16 protein-coding genes are annotated in these 17,901 nt (G+C 72.0%); 7 read left to right on the top strand and 9 right to left on the bottom strand.

Features of this window, described 5'->3' with window-relative positions:
• The first annotated feature begins 99 nt into the window (after positions 1–99).
• Complete coding sequence (locus tag FFA01_RS03360) at positions 100–1,464, top strand: glucose-6-phosphate dehydrogenase (RefSeq protein ID WP_146852995.1); 1,365 nt, start codon at positions 100–102, stop codon at positions 1,462–1,464.
• 109 nt (positions 1,465–1,573) lie between these two features.
• Here FFA01_RS03360 and FFA01_RS03355 read toward each other — a convergent pair whose 3' ends face one another.
• From FFA01_RS03355 to FFA01_RS03325, 7 genes are all read right to left on the bottom strand, one after another.
• Entirely contained in the window at positions 1,574–3,355 is a 1,782-nt protein-coding gene (locus FFA01_RS03355; protein WP_146852993.1) for a glycoside hydrolase family 15 protein, read from the bottom strand.
• A gap of 38 nt (positions 3,356–3,393) precedes the next feature.
• A complete protein-coding gene (gene pnuC / locus FFA01_RS03350; RefSeq protein WP_146852991.1) occupies positions 3,394–4,077 on the bottom strand; it encodes a nicotinamide riboside transporter PnuC in 684 nt (227 codons plus the stop codon).
• Between the two features lie 125 nt (positions 4,078–4,202).
• The gene (locus tag FFA01_RS03345) at positions 4,203–4,529 is read right to left on the bottom strand and encodes a DUF6504 family protein (protein WP_146852989.1); all 327 of its coding nucleotides are present in this window, start codon (positions 4,527–4,529) and stop codon (positions 4,203–4,205) included.
• 88 nt (positions 4,530–4,617) lie between these two features.
• Entirely contained in the window at positions 4,618–5,901 is a 1,284-nt protein-coding gene (locus FFA01_RS03340; protein WP_146852987.1) for a type II toxin-antitoxin system HipA family toxin, read from the bottom strand.
• Positions 5,898–6,245, bottom strand: a complete 348-nt coding sequence (locus tag FFA01_RS03335; RefSeq protein WP_146852985.1) for a helix-turn-helix transcriptional regulator — start codon at positions 6,243–6,245, stop codon at positions 5,898–5,900. Before FFA01_RS03335 ends, FFA01_RS03340 begins: the two co-directional genes overlap by 4 nt.
• Before the next feature lie 84 nt (positions 6,246–6,329).
• Positions 6,330–7,370, bottom strand: a complete 1,041-nt coding sequence (locus tag FFA01_RS03330) for an App1 family protein phosphatidate phosphatase (protein ID WP_146852983.1) — start codon at positions 7,368–7,370, stop codon at positions 6,330–6,332.
• A 17-nt stretch (positions 7,371–7,387) separates the two neighbouring features.
• Positions 7,388–8,110, bottom strand: a complete 723-nt coding sequence (locus tag FFA01_RS03325) for an SOS response-associated peptidase (RefSeq protein ID WP_146852981.1) — start codon at positions 8,108–8,110, stop codon at positions 7,388–7,390.
• Between the two features lie 138 nt (positions 8,111–8,248).
• On the opposite strand from FFA01_RS03325, the gene FFA01_RS03320 reads away from it, so the two are divergent.
• Positions 8,249–8,896, top strand: a complete 648-nt coding sequence (locus FFA01_RS03320; protein ID WP_167627272.1) for a TetR/AcrR family transcriptional regulator — start codon at positions 8,249–8,251, stop codon at positions 8,894–8,896.
• 48 nt (positions 8,897–8,944) lie between these two features.
• Here the strand turns inward: FFA01_RS03320 and FFA01_RS03315 are convergent, their stop codons facing one another.
• Positions 8,945–9,601 (bottom strand): DedA family protein, encoded by a 657-nt coding sequence (locus FFA01_RS03315; RefSeq protein WP_146852977.1) that lies wholly within the window; start codon positions 9,599–9,601, stop codon positions 8,945–8,947.
• Positions 9,602–9,687: 86 nt separating this feature from the next.
• Between FFA01_RS03315 and FFA01_RS03310 the strand changes: the two genes are divergently transcribed.
• From FFA01_RS03310 to cydC, 4 genes are read left to right on the top strand one after another with little or no spacing between them, the layout of a single operon-like run.
• A complete protein-coding gene (locus tag FFA01_RS03310) occupies positions 9,688–11,100 on the top strand; it encodes a cytochrome ubiquinol oxidase subunit I (RefSeq protein ID WP_146852975.1) in 1,413 nt (470 codons plus the stop codon).
• 18 nt (positions 11,101–11,118) lie between these two features.
• On the top strand, positions 11,119–12,120 hold the full coding sequence (gene cydB, locus FFA01_RS03305; RefSeq protein ID WP_146852973.1) for a cytochrome d ubiquinol oxidase subunit II: 1,002 nt from the start codon (positions 11,119–11,121) through the stop codon (positions 12,118–12,120).
• A 10-nt stretch (positions 12,121–12,130) separates the two neighbouring features.
• Positions 12,131–13,843 (top strand): thiol reductant ABC exporter subunit CydD, encoded by a 1,713-nt coding sequence (cydD, locus tag FFA01_RS03300; RefSeq protein WP_146852971.1) that lies wholly within the window; start codon positions 12,131–12,133, stop codon positions 13,841–13,843.
• Positions 13,840–15,543, top strand: coding sequence for a thiol reductant ABC exporter subunit CydC (cydC, locus tag FFA01_RS03295; protein ID WP_146852969.1), 1,704 nt, complete (start codon positions 13,840–13,842; stop codon positions 15,541–15,543). Before cydD ends, cydC begins: the two co-directional genes overlap by 4 nt.
• Positions 15,544–15,609: 66 nt before the next feature.
• Here the strand turns inward: cydC and FFA01_RS03290 are convergent, their stop codons facing one another.
• Positions 15,610–16,467, bottom strand: coding sequence for an aminotransferase class IV (locus tag FFA01_RS03290; protein ID WP_146852967.1), 858 nt, complete (start codon positions 16,465–16,467; stop codon positions 15,610–15,612).
• Between the two features lie 11 nt (positions 16,468–16,478).
• Between FFA01_RS03290 and FFA01_RS03285 the strand changes: the two genes are divergently transcribed.
• Positions 16,479–17,873 (top strand): anthranilate synthase component I family protein, encoded by a 1,395-nt coding sequence (locus tag FFA01_RS03285; RefSeq protein WP_146852965.1) that lies wholly within the window; start codon positions 16,479–16,481, stop codon positions 17,871–17,873.
• Positions 17,874–17,901: the final 28 nt, after the last annotated feature.

Below are 17,901 nucleotides of genomic sequence, written 5' to 3'. Positions count from 1 at the left end.
CCCGTCCCCCCTGTGCGTTGACACCCGTGGCCCCGAGCACCCTCCCGCCGCCAGATCGACAACGGCGACCTGATCGCCGCCCTCTACGAAAGCTGCACTGTGACAGACACCACCACCCTCATCATCCTCGGAGCCAGCGGAGACCTCACCGAGCGTCTGCTGCTCCCCGGCCTCGCCAGCCTGCTGAAGAGCGACCGCGGCGTCGACGTCCAGCTGATCGGCACCGGCCGCAGCGAGCGCAGCCCCGAAGAGTGGGACGACGTCGTGACGACGGCGTTCAACGGCGACGCCGGCAGCGACCTGGCCAAGAAGACCCTCGCGTCGAGCCGGTACATCCAGGGCGACCCGACCACGGTCGAGCACCTGAAGGCCCTGTTCGAGGCCAGCGAGGGCACCCCGGTGATGTACTTCGCCCTGCCGCCCGCCATCAGCACCAAGGTGATCCAGTCGCTCGCCGAGATCGACCTGCCCGACGGCCTGCGTCTCGCCCTCGAGAAGCCGTTCGGCTCCGACGAGGAGAGCGCGCGCGAGCTGAACGCCGAGCTGCTCAAGATCGTCCCCGAGGAGCGCATCCACCGCACCGACCACTTCCTCGGCCGCGCCACCGTGCTGAACATGATCGGCCTGCGCTTCGCCAACCGCCTCTTCGAGCCGGTCTGGAACAGCGAGAACATCGAGAAGGTCGAGATCTTCTACGACGAGGTGCTCGGCCTCGAGGGCCGTGCGCAGTACTACGACAAGGCCGGCGCGCTGATCGACATGATCCAGAGCCACCTGCTGCAGGTGCTCGCCGTCATCGCGATGGACGCCCCGTCGAGCATCGACTCGGTCGAGCTGCGCAGCGAGATCGCGCGTGTGCTGCGGGCCACCTGGGTGAAGGACGCCGACCCGGTCGCCTCGAGCCGCCGTGCGCAGTACGCGGCCGGCACGATCGACGGCAAGGACGTCCCCGCCTACGCGGACGAGGACGGCGTCGACGTCGAGCGTCAGACCGAGACCCTGGCCGAGGTCGAGTTCGAGGTCAAGACCCGTCGCTGGGCCGGCGTCCCGTTCATCCTCCGCTCGGGCAAGGGCATGACCAAGATCCGCAAGGAGGTCCTCATCACCTTCAAGCCGGTCCCGGCGCTGCCCGAGGGTCTGAAGGGCTCGTCGACCCCCGACACGCTCCGCATCGAGATCAGCCCCGAGACGATGGAGCTCGGCGTCACGACCAACGGCTCGGGCAACCCCTTCGACCTCGAGAAGTCGACGATGTCGGTCACCCTGGGCAAGCCCGAGCTCACGCCCTACGGCGAGGTGCTCAGCGGCATCTTCCACGACGACCCGACGCTGTCGATCCGCGGCGACGTCGCGGAGCGCTGCTGGGCGATCGTCGCTCCCGTGATCGACGCCTGGAAGGCCGACCGCGTGCCGCTCGACACCTACGCCGCGGGCTCCACCGGTCCGAAGGACTGGCCCGCCTGAGCCCTGGCGCTCACGCCCTGACCGGCAGACCCCGACGGCCGCCCCGCTCGCACGAGCAGGGCGGCCGTCGTCGCGTCCGGGAGTCGGAGCCGAGGAGGCGCGGGTCGCGTCAGGCCCGCGCCCTCGCCTTCGCGATCGCGTCCGCCGCCCGCACCAGGGCCAGGTGCGAGAGCGCCTGCGGGGTGTTGCCGACGTGCCGTCCCGTGGCCACCTCGATCTCCTCCGAGAGCATGCCGACGTCGTTGCAGTAGCCGACCAGGCGGTCCATGAGCTCGACCGCGTCGTCCACGCGGCCCGAGGCGGCGTACTGCTCGGCCAGCCAGAACGAGCAGGTGAGGAACGGGTTCTCCGCACCGTCGAGCCCGTCAACGCCGCTCTCGGTGCGGTACCGCAGCAGCAGTCCGTCGTGCATCAGGTCGCGTTCGATCGCGGCGACGGTGCCGAGCATGCGGGGGTCGTCGGCCTCGACGAACCCGACCTGCGGCAGCTGGAGCAGCGAGGCGTCGACCTCGTCGGTGCCGTAGTACTGGGTGAAGGCGCCGGTGGAGGCGTCCCAGCCCTTCGACTCGATCTCGTCGCGCACCTCGTCGCGGAGCCGACGCCACCGCTCGACGGGGCCGTCGAGACCGAACTGCTCGACACCCTGGATCGCCCGGTCGAGGGCGGCCCAGATCATCACGCGTGAGTGGGTGAAGTGCTTCAGGTCGCCGCGGATCTCCCAGATGCCGTTGTCGGGGCGGGTCCAGTTGTCTTCGACGTACTGCATCAGGGCCCGCTGCAGCGGCCAGGAGTACTCGGTCTCGGCGACGCCGAGCAGGCGGGCCTCGTGCAGGGCGACCATGACCTCGCCGAAGATGTCGCCCTGGTACTGCTTGTAGGCGGCGTTGCCGATCCGCACCGGGGACGCCCCGTCGTAGCCGGGCAGCTGCTCGAGCTCGCTCTCGTGCAGGTAACGTTCGCCGGCGAGCCCGTACATGATCTGCACGTCCGCGGGGTCGCCGGCGATGGCACGCAGCAGCCACCCCCGCCACCGGTCCGCCTCCTCGGCGTAGCCGTGCAGGATGAGGGCCTGCAGGGTCATCGACGCGTCGCGCAGCCAGACGTAGCGGTAGTCCCAGTTGCGGGAGCCGCCGAACTGCTCGGGGAGGCTCGTCGTCGCCGCGGCCACGATGCCACCGGTGTCCTCGTTCGTCAGGGCCCGCAGGATGAGCAGCGACCGGTGCACCTCGCGGTCGTAGACCGGGGGAGCCGTGCACCGGCTCGCCCACTCCTGCCACCAGGCGACGGTCTCGTCGATCCGGGCCGAGACGTCGACCGCCGTGGGGGGCTCGCGGTGCGAGGGGTACCAGGTGAGGCTGAAGTCGACGACGTCTCCGGGGGAGACGTCGAACTCGGTCTCGTGGGTGTGGTCGGTGGCGGTGAGCCGGGGGCCGCGGACGACGACGGCGTCGGGCCCGGCCGTGGCGACGAGGGCGGTGCCGTCGCCCTCGGCGACCTGGCGGACCCAGGGGATGGCGGTGCCGTAGCCGAAGCGGATGGCGAGGTCGACGTGCATCGTGACCGTGCCCGAGACGCCCGTCACGCGACGCACCACGTCGGCGCGCCGGTCGCCGTACGGCATGAGATCGGTGACCTCGACGACGCCCGTCGGGGTCGTCCATCGGGTGACGAGCACGAACGTGTCGTCGACGTACCGACGGGTGGAGGTCGCGGACGCGTCCGTCGGGGCGACGAGCCAGCGCCCGGCGTCGTGGTCGCCGAGCAGCGCGCCGAAGGTGGAGGCGGAGTCGAAGCGCGGCAGGCAGAGCCAGTCGATGCTGCCGTCGGTGCCGACCAGGCATCCGGTGTGCAGATCGCCGATCAGCGCGTAGTTCTCGATGGGCAGGGGCATGACGACATCCAATCAGCCCCGCCGCGGCCGCCGCTCGGTCAGCGCTGCAGCGTGGGGTCGGGCCAGAGCGTCTCGACCTTGGGCTTCTGCCGCCGTGCACGGGCCCAGACGAAGAACCCGGCCAGGGTGAAGGCCCCGTAGAAGACGTACATGAACGCCGAGGCGTAGTAGCCGGCGCTGAAGAGGAGAGGGGTGCCCACGAGGTCGACCGCGACCCAGATCAGCCAGAACTCGACCCAGCCCTTGGCCATGCCGTAGGTGGCCAGCAACGAGCCGGTGAAGATCCAGGCGTCGGCCCAGACCGGCTCGTACGAGCCCAGCAGACGGAACAGCGGGGTGAGCACGGCGGTGCCGCCGACCAGGGCGACCACCAGCAGCACGCGGTTGCGCCATCCGGCCCAGCGGGGCTCGACGGCGACGCCGCCGGTGTCGCCCGCGTGCTTCCAGCGGTACCAGCCGTAGATCGACACGGCGATGAACATCACCTGACGGGCCGCCTGCCCGAGCAGATTGACCGGGTTGGGGGTGCCGAAGACCGCTCCGAGGAAGACCGTGAAGAGGAGGGCGTTGCCGACGATGCCGACCGGCCAGGCCCAGACCTTGCGTCGCATGCCGCCCAGGGCGCTGAGCAGGCCGAACACGTTGCCGACGACCTCGCGCCAGAGGATGGTCTGGTCGCCGATGTGCAGCTGCGCATCGAACAACCACAGCAACGGTGTCATCGGGGTCTCTCTTCGTGTCGGGGCGATCGGTCGTGCGGGACCGCGTCGTCCCCGGGCGTGTCCGCCCGATGCTGCAACGAGTGTGGCACACCGGTCATTCCCGGGCCCGCCGGTGTCGCCCCCGCTCAGGCGAACAGCTGCTGCTCGACCCGGTCGTCGAAGACCCCGAGCAGCAGCCACGACCCGCGGATCGGGTCGAGGGCGAGATCGAACGTGCCGTCGACACGATGGACGCCGTCGGTGAGCGGCAGGGCGTCGACCCGCCAGACCGGCAGCTCGAGCAGGTCGACCGTGCCGCCCCGAGGGGCCCGTGCCGCCGACCGCCACCACTCGCGCCGGGTGATCCACCGTTCGGGCGGGCTGACCACCCCGTAGACGACCCCGCGCCACACGAACCGCAACGGCGCCCCGTCGTCCGTGATCTCGACCGGCACCGTCTCGTCGACCTTCATGTCACCCTCGCCTCGCTCGTCGCGCACGCACCGTTCGAATGCATGTTCGAGTGAAGTGTATGTTCGACCGCCGACATCGGCCAGGGTCTCACCAGCGGGGGAGCGCCTCCTCGATCCGACGGGCCGCGTCGTCGTCGAGCCCGGCCCGCTCGGCGAACCCCCGCCACCCGGCGACCGCCTCGAGCACCTCGGAGATGATCTCCGACGCGCCGGGAACCAGGTAGCGGTCGGCGACCCGCATCGCGTCGTCGCGGGCGACGTCGCGGAACACCCCGTCGACGCCCATCAGGTGCTGGTACGTCCACCTCCCGGTGGGGTTGTGCGCGTACGTCACGTCGTAGGCCGGCGCCAGAGCCCACGACGACCCCGGCGACGCCAGCAGGAACGACGTGTTCTTCGTGTGGTCGTCGTTGTTCGCGGTCAGGACGTTGAAGACCATCCGGCGGAACGCCTGCGCCCGCGCCTCGGCGCCCATCCCCAGCGCGTCGACCGTCTCGAACAGCTGGCCGTACTCGTGCGTCTGGCGCTGCCGGAAGTCGAGATGGGCCGTGCCGCACAGTGTCACCGAGTGCACCTTCCCCTGCGGCCCCCGATCGAACCGACGGGTCATGAAGTGCGCCCGGCCGTTCTCCTCGAGCAGACGGCACTCGGCCATGTCGACGCCCGCCGCCCCGGCCATCAGCGAGTACGCGTACTCGACCCGTCCGGACGATCCGCCCGACCCGAGCTCCGCGTCGGCTCCCAGGCCGTCGAGCTTGATCAGCCAGTGCTCGAACCCCTCGGGGGCGGGCAGCTGACCCGACCGGACCTCGCCCGAGTCGCGGTTCCACGCGATCACGGCCTTCGCCCGAGCCCCGCCCGCCGAGGTGCCCACCTGGATCAACGACTGGATCGCCGCCTCCGTCTCGCGGTCGGAGTCGAACTGCGCGTCGAGCACGCTGCGGGCGCCCTCGACCAGCGCTCCCAGCTCCACCGCGCTGCTGCGCCGGTGACGAGGCCCCCGCGCCGGCCGGAACTCGAGGGCCCCCATCGCCCGGTCGGCCATGTACGCCAGACGGTCGAGTGGACTCACCGCGCCCCGTCGCACCCCCTGACGTGCCAGCCACGCATCGATCACCGCGTTGCCGAAGTCGTCGGGCATGGCGTCCGCCAGCACGGCCGGAAGGCGGTGGAACGTGGCCTCCGGCAGCTGCGGGAACACATGTCGTCGCATCCGCACCGGCATGGTCAACGGCGCCAGCTCGACGCCCCGCTCGACCCAGTCGGGGTAGTACTCGAACACGTACGCGCCCAGCCCCGGGTCGAGGGCCACGGCGCCCACTCGGGAGCCCCATGCCGACACCTCGACGGCCTCCACGGGCGTCCAGCTCATCGGGGGACCTCGTCGGCCGGGGGCGTCCGCGGTCGGTACACCCGCCTCCTCGGCTCCCGGCTCGTGCTGCGCAGCACGTCGATCGGGCTCACCGCGCTCGCCGGGACCACGGCGTCGAGGGCGTCGTCCGCGTCGAGGGCGCGCAGGACGCGGACGAACGTGCGGAGCGTGCTGCCGCGCCCGTTCTCGAGATTCTGGAGGGTGCTCGTCGAGACGTCGGCGAGGCGGGCGAGATCGACCTGGCCGATGCCTACGTCGAGTCGTCGGGAGCGGATCCGCTCGCCGATCATCGCCTCCCACTCGTCGGTGGATCGACGGGGTCCGTCACCTGCACTCGTGCTCATGATGCCTCCAATACCCGACTATCTCACTATTGCACCGATCGAGCGCTACAAAAGCGGAAATAACCACGATAAGAGGATCGTGCCTCAGTCGATGACGCCCGACTCGACGAGCTGATCCCAGAGACCGGCGCCGTCAGGGGCGGACACCCAGGCGACCTCGCTGCCGCTGGCGTGCTCCGACCGTGACCGGCCGCCGGCGAGCACCGCCTCGCTGGGTGAGAGCTGACGGATCGCCACGGCCGCGACCGTGCTGGGGTGGTCGCGGAGGAAGCGACCGTAGAGCTCCTCGTCGTGCTGCCCGTCGTCGCCGACCAGGAGCCAGCGCATCTGGGGGAACTCCGCGGCCAGGCGATCCAGCGACTCCTGCTTGTGCTGACGCCCGCTGCGGAAGATGCGGTCGTGCGTGGGGCCCCAGTCGGTCAGCAGCAGAGGGCCGCTCGGGTAGAGATTGCGCGAGAGGAATCGCGACAGGGTCGGGGCGACGTTCCACGCGCCGGTCGACAGGTAGATGACCGGGCAGCCTCCGGAGGTGCGGTGCAGGCGCTCGTAGAGGACCGACATCCCGGGGACGGGTCGCCTGGCGTGCTCGTTGAGCACGAAGGTGTTCCACGCCGCGAGGAACGGACGCGGCAGCGAGGTCACCATGACGGTGTCGTCGATGTCGGAGACGATGCCGAAGCGGACCTCGGGGTCGATCACGAAGACGGGCGCCTCGACGGGGAGCGACCCCTCGCAGCTCACGGTGGCGACGTGCCAGCCGGGTTCGAGGTCCACCTCGACGCGGACGTCGAGGACTCCGCCCCGGTCGGTGGTGAGGTGGTGCGTGCGTCCGCCGAGGACGACCTCGACGCGCGCCTTCTCGACGGGGACGCTCGTGAAGCTCCGCCAGCCGCGCACGTTCGCCCGGTCGACGCCCTTGAGGGTCCCCGTGCGGGTGAGGAGCACCCGGGACAGCACGCGGGCCCAGCCGGGGGAGCCGTAGCCCGTGTAGGGGACCACGGTCGGGAGCAGGCCGCGCTTGCGGGCGCGCTTCTCGCGGAACCGGTGGACGGCGTTCTCGATCCGGGCGGCGCGATGCAGCAGGGGCTCGACTCCGGCCGGGGCCGGTCTACGGGTGTCGGGCATGCGCCCATCCTGTCACGTCACACCGGCTGCACGAGGGCGGGCGAGTCGGCGGACACCGACCCCACCTCGGGCGAGACCTCATGGAACAGCGCCCGGTCGGCGATCTCGGGCGACAGACCCGCCACCCCCTGGACGAGGTCGTCGTCGCCCTCGGTCTCGGGGTCGAGCCAGTCGTCCATCACATCGGCTCCGACGACGACCGGCATGCGGTCGTGCAGGGCGGCGAGCGGTCCCGAGGAGGCGCGGGTCAACAGGGTCGTCGACAACAGCCATCGAGACGGCGAGTCGGCGGCCGCGCGAGGGTCGCGCCACCACTCGTAGAGCGCGGCGAACAGCATCACCTCGTCGTCGGGCAGGCGCACGAGGTAAGGGCGCTTGACGCCGTCGGGGCCGGTCGACCACTCGTAGTACCCGGTGGCGGGGACCAGCCCGCGCCGGGCCGCGACGGCCGCCTGGAACATCGGCTTCCCGGCCGCGGTCTCGGAGCGGGCGTTGATCACCGGGGGGCCTTCCGGGCCGTCCGACCCGCCCGGGACGAGCCCCCAGCGGGCCGCGGCCAGACGCCTCACAGGCGGTCCGCCGGCGTCGGCGCCGCGTGGGGCGGCGTCGACCAGCAGATGCACCGAGCGGGTCGGAGCGATATTCCAGGAAGGATCTGGGAGAGTGTCTCCTGATACATCAACGTCGAACAGGGCCACCAGGTCGCTCGAGGCGCGCGCCATCACGAATCGTCCGCACATGCGTCCCATTCTCCCGGCTCCCACCGACAACGACCGCCATCGACAGGCGCGGGGTGCATGATCACCCTGCGTCCCGCCCTGTCCCCGACGTCCAGCACCACGTCGCGACGTCGTCGCGAATCGCCAGAAGGAGAAACGTTGCTCGTCACCGACGTCAATGACGCATTGCCCGGGGGTTCATCACTGCTGCGGAACGAGCCCGTCCAGGCCCGGAGCTCGGCACGCCTCACGGGGTTGCTCGACGCCGCGGCCTCGATCATCGACGAGATCGGCTACGAGCGGCTCACCACGGCGATGGTCGCCGAGCGCGCCGGCGCCTCCATCGGCACCGTGTACCGGTACTTCCCCGACCGCATCGCCGTGGTCGACGCCCTCGCGCTGCGCTGCATCCAGCGGCTCTCGTCGCGCGTGGCCGACCGTGTCGCCGAGGGCGACATCGGCGACTGGCGCGAGGCGATCGGCGCGCTGATCGACGCCAAGGCCGCCATGTACCGCGACGAGCCCGGGTTCCGCGCCATCCGCTTCGGCGACGCCCCCGATCTCGGCGCCCCGCAGGAGGCGCAGGCCGCGAGCCCGCTCGCCGACCAGATCACGACCCTGCTCGCCGAGCGGTTCGGGGTCGTCCGCGACGAGGCGACCGAGCTGGCGATCCAGGTCGTCGTCGAGATCGGGAACGCCCTGCTCGCCCGAGCCTTCGTCACCGGCGGCGACGGCGACGCCCGATTCGTCCACGAGTGCCGCCGCGTCGTGACCGCCTATCTCGAGCCGGTCGTCACCGTCCGCTGAGGCATCGCACGTCGGCTCATCCCGTCCGTCGCCCGGGCGACATGCCCGTCAGTCCTCGCCGTCGTGCGGATCGGCCATGTGCCGCTCCTCCCGCGAGTGCACGATCCGCTTCACGACGACGACCAGCGCGGCGAAGACGACGATGATCGCCACGAACGCGTATCCGGCCCAGTGCAGGCGGTCGGCGAGCTCGCGATAGCCGCCCGCCGCCGCCGCGCCGACCGAGACGTACGCCAGCGACCACAGGACGCAGGCCGGAGCGGTCCAGGCCAGGAAGGTGCGGTACCGCATGGGGCTCGTCCCCACGGTGAGCGGTATCAGCGAGTGCAGCACCGGCAGGAACCTCGACACGAACACGGCGACGCCGCCCCGGCGGGCGAGATAGTTCTCGGCCCGGATCCAATTGCGTTCGCCGATGCGACGACCGACGGCGCTCCGCCGGATCGCCGGGCCGAAGTGCCGTCCGAGGGCGAAGCCGATGCTCTCGCCGGTCAAGGCGCCGAGCACGAGCGCGATCACGAGCGCGGCGAACTCGACCGGCGAGGCCACCGCCGTGGCCGACACGATGGCGACCGTGTCGCCCGGCACGACGAGTCCCAGCAGCACCGAGGTCTCGAGCACCATCGCCACGCCCGCGAGGAGGGTCCGCAGCACCGGGTCCACCGATTGGACGAGGTCGAGCAGGGTGCCGAGGAGGTCGTTCACCCGTCCGATCCTATTCACAGGGCTTCGACAGCGGCTGGACGCCCTATACGACAGGTGTTGCGTAAACCCGGACGCATACTGTCTGTGTGAACGAGCTCCTCGACCCTCTCCTCCTCTCGAGGTGGCAGTTCGGTCTGACGACGATCTACCACTTCCTCTTCGTGCCCCTGACGATCGGCATGGCCTTCACCGTCGCCGTCTTCCAGACCGCCTGGGTGCGGACCGGCAAGGTGCACTACCTCCAGCTGACGCAGTTCTTCGGCAGGATCTTCCTGATCAACTTCGCGATGGGCGTCGTCACCGGCATCGTGCAGGAGTTCCAGTTCGGCATGAACTGGTCCGACTACTCGAGGTTCGTCGGCGACGTGTTCGGGGCGCCTCTCGCTCTCGAGGGCCTGCTCGCGTTCTTCCTGGAGGCGACCTTCATCGGCATCTGGATCTTCGGCTGGGACAAGGTCCCGAAGAAGCTCCACCTCGCGAGCATCTGGGGTGCGACGGTCGGCAGCATCCTGTCGGCCTACTTCATCATCGCGGCGAACGCGTTCATGCAGAACCCGGTCGGCTACGCCATCAACGAGGAGAAGGGCCGCGCGGAGCTCACGAGCATCGCGGAGGTCCTGACGAACAAGGTCGCCCTGGCCGCCTTCCCGCACACGATCTTCGCCTGCTTCATGGTCTCGGCCGCCGTCATCGTCGCCGTCTCCGCCTGGCACCTGTCGCGCAACCAGAACCTCGAGACGATGCGTCCGGCGCTCCGCTTCGGCCTCTGGACGATGGTGGCCGCCGGCGCCCTCACCGTGCTCACGGGAGATCAGCTCGGACTCGCGATGGTCGAGACGCAGCCGATGAAGATGGCGGCGGCCGAGGCGCTCTACAGGACCTCCACCGGAGCGGACGCCTCGTTCTCGATCTTCACCCTGGGGACGCCCGACGGCGTGCACGAGCTCTTCAGCATCCGGGTCCCGTATCTGCTGAGCTTCCTGTCGACGCACACCTTCGACGGGACGGTCGAGGGCATCAACGACCTCCAGGCCCAGTACACGCAGCTCTACGGCCCCGGCGACTACACGCCGATCATCTGGGTGACCTACTGGTCGTTCCGCTGGATGATGGGCCTCGGCATGGTCGCCGTGCTCATCTCGCTGGTCGGGCTCTGGGTCACCCGCAAGGGCCGGATGCCGACGAACAGGTGGGTCTGGCGGGCGGCGGTCTGGTCGTACCCGCTGCCGCTGCTGGCCATGATCGTCGGCTGGGTCTTCACCGAGATGGGGCGTCAGCCGTGGCTCGTCTTCGGCCTGCTGAAGACCGAGGACGGCGTCTCGCCCGGCGTCACGGGCCTCACGGTGCTGATCTCGCTGATCGCGTTCACGCTCATCTACGGCAGTCTCGCCGTCGTCGAGTTCCGGCTGATCGTCAAGGCCGCCCAGAAGGGTCCGGGCGACGCTCCCGAGCCCGACCCCGAGTCCGGCGAGATCCGGCACGAAGCGACGGTCTACTGATGGAAGGCGACTGCTGACATGGACCTCCCCACCCTCTGGTTCTTCATCCTCGCGTTCTTCTTCGTCGGGTACTTCGTGCTCGACGGGTTCGACTTCGGGGTCGGCATGTCGTTGCCGTTCCTCGGACGGGACGACACCGACCGTCGCGTCCTGATCAACACCATCGGTCCGGTCTGGGACCTCAACGAGACCTGGGTCATCGTCGCGGGCGCGTTCCTCTTCGCGGCGTTCCCCGAGTGGTACGCGACGCTGTTCAGCGGCTTCTACCTGCTGATGCTGCTGATCCTGCTCGCTCTCATCGCGCGGGGCGTCTCGTTCGAGTACCGGCACCAGCGCCCCGAGGCCGCGTGGAAGCGCAGATTCGACCTGATGATCACCGTCGGCTCCGCCGTGCCGGCGTTCGTCTGGGGTCTCGTCTTCGCCAACGTCGTGCGGGGCGTGCCCCTCGACGAGGGGTTCGATTACACGGGCACGCTGCTCGACCTGCTGAACCCCTATGCGCTGCTCGGCGGACTGACCACGCTGCTGCTGTTCTTCACCCACGGCGTCGTCTTCGTCTCGCTCAAGACCGAGGGCGAGATCCGGGAGCGGGCCCGGCGGCTCGCGGTGCGGTCCGGGCTCGTGACGATCGTCGTCGCGGCGGCGTTCCTCGCGATCACCTCGCTGATGCACGGGACCCTCGCCTCGATCCTGCTGTCGATCGTCGCCGCCGTCGCGCTGATCGGATCGTTCGTCGCGAACCTGCGGGGCCGCGAGGGGCGCGCGTTCGGTCTCATGGCCGTGACCATCGGCCTCGCCGTGGCGAGCCTGTTCGCGGCGCTCTTCCCCGGGGTCATGCCGGCGAGCAACGATCCGGCGAACAGTCTGACCATCGCCAACGCCTCGAGCTCCGAGTACACCCTCACGGTGATGAGCTGGGTGGCGCTCGTCTTCGTGCCGCTGATCCTCGGCTACCAGGCCTTCACGTACTGGATCTTCCGCAAGCGCATCTCCCGCGCGGCGATCCCGGCCGCGCACTGAGCCGGCGATCGTGAAGCCACTCGACCCGCGCCTCCTCCGCTACGCCGCCGCCGCCCGGTCGTTCCTCGCCCTCGGTGCGCTGCTCGGCGTCGTCCAGACGGCGTGCGTCGTCGCGTTCGCCTGGTTCGCCTCGCGGGCCGTGGTCGCCGTCGTGGACGGCCGGGGGCCGGAGGCTCTGAGGGATGCCGCGGTGGGCCTCGCCGTCGCGGTCGTCGCCCGGTCGGCGGTCTCCTGGTCGCTCGAGGCGGTCGCGGCGCGCACCGCGGCGGTCGTGAAGAGCCAGCTCCGCCTGCGCGTGGTGCGGGCCGTGACCGAGCGGGGCCACGAGTGGCTCGCGCGTCGGAACTCGGCTCGGCTCGCGACGCTCGTCGGCCCCGGGCTGGACGCCCTCGACGAGTACTTCGCCAAGTACCTGCCGCAGCTGATCCTCACCGCCCTCGCCACCCCGGCGATCGTCGTCGTCATGGCCCTGAACGACGGGCTCTCGGCCGTGATCGTCGTGGTGACGCTTCCACTGATCCCGCTCTTCATGGTCCTGATCGGCTGGACGACGCGCGCGGCGCAGGCGCGTCAGTGGGATCGCCTCGCCGGGCTCGCGTCGTCGTTCCTCGACGCGGTCAACGGGCTGTCGACCCTCAAGGTCTTCGGGCGCGAACGACGTCAGGTGGCGCGGATCGGACGTCTGACCGACGAGTACCGGTCGCAGACGATGTCCGTGCTGCGGGTGTCGTTCCTCAGCGGCTTCGCGCTCGAGCTCGCCGCGTCGCTGTCGGTCGCGCTCGTCGCGGTCTCGATCGGCATCCGCCTGGTCGACGGGTCGCTCGGACTGCCCGTCGCCCTCTTCGTGCTCCTCCTGACGCCGGAGGCGTACCTGCCGCTCCGACAGGTGGGGGCCCACTTCCACGCGGCGTCCGACGGGGTCGCCGCCGCGGACGACGTGTTCGAGGTGCTCGACGACGCGGACGTCGCCGACGGCCCGACGGCCGCGACGGCGTCCGCCCCCTCGGCCCGCGTCGCGGAGACCGACGCGCTCGTCGTCGACGGTCTCTCGGTGGACCGAGGAGGCGCGCCCGCGTTGGCGGCGACGTCGTTCGTCGCCGAGGTGGGCCGGGTCACGGCCGTCGTCGGGCCGAGCGGCGTCGGCAAGTCGACGCTGCTCGCGGCCCTGCTCGGAGGACTGACGTTCTCGGGGAGCGTCGCCTGGCGCGACGCCGGCTCGCGCCCCGTCGGCGTCGACATCGCCTGGTCGGGTCAGGTGCCGGGCCTCGTGTCCGGCACGGTCGCCGAGAACGTCGCCCTCGGCGACTCGGTCGAGCTCGACGACGTGCTCGACGCCCTCGACACGGCGGGTGGACGGGGCATCGACCCGGCCGTCGTCCTCGGGGCCGGCGGCTCGGGGCTCTCGGGCGGTCAGGCCCAGCGGGTCGCCCTGGCGCGTGCCCTGTACCGGCTGCGGCGACGCCGGGCGCGCCTCCTGCTGGTCGACGAGCCCTCGTCGGCCCTCGACCCGGTCACCGAGGCGCGTCTCGTCGACGGCCTCTGCGCCGTCGCGCGGACCGGCGTCGCCGTGATCGTGGTGACCCACCGGGCCGCCGTGCGCGACGCCGCCGACCACGTCGTCGTGATCGCCACTCCCGCCGAGGCGTCCGTCGCAGCCACGGGCGCCGCCGTCCGGGGCGCGACCGCCACCGGCTCGACCGCCACCGGAGGGTCCGACCGATGAACGCCTCCCTGCTCCGCTCCGCCCAGCCGGACGTCCGGCGGGCCTGGCCGGGCATCGCCTCCGGGGTGCTCAGCGCCCTGAGCGGAGTGGCCCTGCTCGCGGCGTCCGCCTACCTCATCACGCACGCCGCCGAGCAGCCGCCGATCCTCTACCTGACGCTGTCGATGGTCGGCGTGCGGGCGTTCGCCCTGGCCCGGGCGTTCTTCCGCTACCTCGAGCGGCTCGCGAGCCACGACGCGGCGTTCCGCCAGCTCGCCGTGGTCCGGACCGAGCTCTACCGGCGGCTCGTGCGCATCGCGCCGGCGGGCCTCGGTCGGACCGACCGGGGCGACCTGCTCTCGCGCATGGTGACCGACGTCGACGCCCTCCAGGACCTCCCGCTGCGCGTCGTCCAGCCGCTCGTCGTCTCGGGGGTCGTGTCGGTCGCGTCCGTCGTCGGCGTCGCGTTCTTCTCGCCCCGGGCCGCCCTGGTGCTGCTGGTCGGGCTCGTCGTGGCGTTCGTCGTCGGCTGCGTCCTCGCCGACGCCCTCGCCCGGCGCAGCGAACGCGCCCTCGCCGACCGCCGCGGGGCCCTGTCCGGCGCCGTGCTCGACACCGTGCAGAACCTCGACGTCCTGGTCGCCTTCGACGCGGTCGACCAGCAGCTCGACCGGGTCGCGCGACTCGACGCCGACCTGCGACGGTCGGGGCGCCGCCGTGCGACCTCGACCGGGGTGGTGGCGGCGACGATCTCGCTCCTGTCGGGGGCGACGGTGCTCGCGACCGCCCTGGCCGCCGCGCCGGTGCTCGAACGCGGCGATCTCGGCGGGCCGGCCTTCGCCCTCGTCGTGCTCGTGCCGATCGCCGTCTTCGAGGTCGTCGCCGCGGTGCCGACCGCGGTGCTCGCCTGGCGCCGGGTCCGCGCCAGCGCGGCCCGGGTGGAGTCGGCGGCGCCCGCGACGCCGCCCGAGGGGGTCGTCGTCGACGAGGTCGGGGCGGCCGACGACACCACGACCGTCGACGTCGACTCGGCCCGTCTGCCGTCCCCGGGGCCCGGGGGAGTCGCGCTCCGCCTCGCCGGCCTGTCGGCGACCTGGCCGGGAGCGTCCTCCGCCGCCCTCGTCGACGTCGACCTCGAGGTCCGGGTCGGCGACCGGATCGTCGTGGAGGGCCCGAGCGGCGCCGGCAAGAGCACCCTGGCCGCCGTGCTGGTGCGGTTCCTTGAGCACCGCGGCCGGTACGAGGTCGGCGGCGTCGACGCGTCGACCGTGTCCGCCGACCGGGTCAGGGCCACGGTGGGGCTGATCGAGCAGTCGCCCTACCTGTTCGACGAGTCCGTGCGGCAGAACCTGCTCTTCGCCCGCGACACCGCCACCGACGACGACCTCCGGCGCGTGCTCGAGCGGGTCGACCTGGCCGACTGGGTGCGGGAGCGCGGCGGCCTCGACGCCCGCCTCGGCGAGCGGGGCGCCCTCGTGTCGGGCGGTCAGGCCCAGCGCATCTCTCTGGCCAGGGCGCTCCTGCACGGGTTCCCCGTGCTGGTGCTCGACGAGCCGACGGCCGGCCTGGACGCCGAGCTCGCGGAGCGTCTCGTGGCCGACGTCCTCACGACGGCACGACGGGACGGCACGACGGTCGTCCTGATCTCGCACGTGCCCGTCGACGACTCCCTCGTGACCCGCCGGGTGCGGCTCGAGGCGGGCCGCGCCGTCGAGCTCTGAGCTCGTCGGGCGACCGTCGCCGCGCCTCCCGGGGTCGTCGGGCCGCGTCCGCGGGGAGATCGCGGGTCAGGCGTCGGCGAGCGGTCGGCGCAGCGCCTCGAGGCGCGAGCGCCAGAGGGCGAAACGGCCCGGCTGCTCGGCCGGCGTCGGGCCGTCCACCCAGTCGGTGACGATGCGGATCCCCTGCAGGGCGCTCGTCGTCCAGATCTCGAAGCCGTCGAGCTCGGCGGGGGTGGTGCGCTCATGCAGCACGTCGACGCCCAGGACGGCGGCGAGGGTCGCGAGGGTGCGCACCGTCACACCGGGCAGGCGGGGGAGGTCGTCCGCCGGGAGGCAGAGGGCGTCGCCGCGCCACCAGACGATCGAGCTCCAGGCGCCGTCGACGACGTGCCCGTCGGGGTCCAGCAGGACGGCCTCGTCGGCCCCGAGGGGTCCGACGTCCTCCCGCAGCCGGCCCAGGGCCCGGAGGTCGGGGCCCTTGACCGTCGGGCGGGTGCGGGGGTCGTGCGGCGCGGTCGCCAGCACGACCGAACGGGTCAGGGCCGGCGCCGGGCGCAGCAGCAGTCGCAGTTCGGGCGGGCCGTCGTCTCGTCCGTCTCGCCCCGCGCCGGACACCAGCTCGACCCGGGGGAACCAGGCGCCCGTCCGGGGCAGGCGGGCGACCGCCGCCGACCAGAACGCGTCGACGTCGAGCCTGCCGTCGGCGCCGTCGGCGGCGTCGGCGGTGGGGGCCGCCTCGCCCAGGGCGGCGGCCACCGAGTCGGCGAAGCGGTCGCGGTGCACGTCGAGGGCCCGCACGAGGCCGTCGTCGACCAGCCAGGAGTCGGCGACCAGGAGCCGTCCGGCCGCGGGATCCGCGCCGTCGGCGCCCGGTCCGGCCACGAGGCCGCCGTCGATCCACCGGAAGGTCGTCGGGCTGCTCATACACTCAGGCTATGCGCCCCCCGGTGGTCCGCGCGCCGCTCGACTGGCGCGACCCAGAACTCGTCGTGTCCCGTCTCGGTGCCGTGGGCGACGTCGTCTGGATCGACGCGGGCGTCGACGCGGTCGAGGGACGGTCCGTCGTCGCATGGGGGACGGCCCTCACGGCGTCCGCCGCCGACGGTGACCTCGACGAGGCGTGGCAGCTGGTCCGGGCCGACCTCGCCGACGGGACGGGCGACGCCGACCCGCTGGGCTGGTCGGGCTGGCTCGGCTACGGCATGGGCCTCTGGCTGCTCGACCGCGACGGGTCGCTCGGCCCGGGCCGAGGCGCCCCCGCGCGGCTCGGCGCCCGGGGCGTCCCGACGGAGGGGACTCCTCCCGACCTCGCCCTGCTGCGCACCGATCGCGCGCTCGTCTTCGACCACGCGCGACGCACCGTCGAGGCCGTCAGCGCCGTCGGCGCCGGCTGGATCGACGGGGTCGCGGCCCGTTGGCCCGATCCGGACGTCGAGGAGGCGCGGGTCGGGTCCGTCCCGCACCGCGCCTCCTCGGCTCCCCCTCGCTGGGCGCACGACGACGGCGCCTACCTCGAGCTGGTGGCGCGCTGCCGCTCGGCCATCGCCGACGGCTCCGCGTACGTCCTCTGCCTGACGACGAGCGTGGCGGTCGCGGGCGTCGACGACGACCTCGCCGTGTACCGGCGGCTCCGTCGCGCCTCGGCCGCGCCCCGGGCCTCGTTCGTGCGGATCGGCGAGACGGCCGTGCTGGGAGCGTCGCCCGAGTCGTTCCTCGACGTGACGCCCGAGGGCGTCGTGTCGTCGTCGCCGATCAAGGGCACCCGCCCCCGAGGGGGCGACGCCGGGTCCGACGCGCGATTGGCCCACGAGCTCGCGACGAGCGAGAAGGAGCGCGCCGAGAACCTGATGATCGTCGACCTCGTGCGGAACGATCTCATCCGGGTCTGCGACCCCGGGAGCGTCGAGGTCGTCGAGCTGTTCGGCGTGCACTCGTATCCCGCGGTGCACCAGCTCGTCAGCACGGTCCGCGGTCGGCTGCGGCCCGGGGCCGTCGGGCTCGACGCCGTCGAGGCGACGTTCCCGGCCGGGTCGATGACCGGCGCCCCGAAGAGACGCGCGGTCGAGCTGCTGGCCGAGTGGGAGGGACGCCCCCGGGGGATCTACTCCGGGGCGATCGGGACGTTCGGGCTCGACGGCGGCGTCTCGCTGGCGATGGTGATCCGGTCCATCGTGGTGACCCGTCCCGCGGGCGCCCCCTCGACGGCGACGATCGGGGTCGGGGGAGGCGTCACCGCGTCGTCCGTCCCGGCCGACGAGCTCGCCGAGGTCAAGCTCAAGGCGGCCGCCCTGCTGCGGGTGCTCGAAGAGTCGCCGACCCGCGCCTCCTGACGGTCGCGTCACGTTCGTCGGAGGTCGG

This window comes from Frigoribacterium faeni (assembly GCF_007988805.1).
Classification (GTDB): Bacteria; Actinomycetota; Actinomycetes; order Actinomycetales; family Microbacteriaceae; genus Frigoribacterium; species Frigoribacterium faeni.
This window is presented reverse-complemented; position numbering and strand designations above follow the sequence as displayed.